Raw genomic sequence first — 279 nt, forward strand, 5'->3', positions numbered from 1 at the left:
TCCAGTTTGTTGACCAGCGCCGGCTGGCCGCCGGTGAAGATGTCATTGCTGGTGACCACGGTTGCCGTGCCAGTGGTGCTGTTGGCCGGAACGGTGATGGTGGTGCCGTCGGAAAGCTTGAAGGTCAACTCGCCGTGGTTGCTCATTGGCAAGCCAGCAGCGTTGGTCAGGGTCACGGTGTAGGTGACGGAACCACCTTCGGTGACGGTGGTTTTATCCACAGACAGAGTGGCGACCACTTCGGAGACGGTGTCGCCGACTTTAACGATGGCTTCGTTA

Annotated in this window: 1 protein-coding gene; it reads right to left on the bottom strand. The window is 59.1% G+C overall.

Going from position 1 to position 279, the window contains the following annotated elements:
• Nucleotides 1-279 (bottom strand): immunoglobulin-like domain-containing protein (locus tag AACY45_RS28975; protein ID WP_339548905.1); only part of this gene is annotated, 279 nt, incomplete at both ends.

It is taken from the genome of Pseudomonas sp. RA_35y_Pfl2_P32 (assembly GCF_963970735.1).
GTDB lineage: Bacteria > Pseudomonadota > Gammaproteobacteria > Pseudomonadales > Pseudomonadaceae > Aquipseudomonas.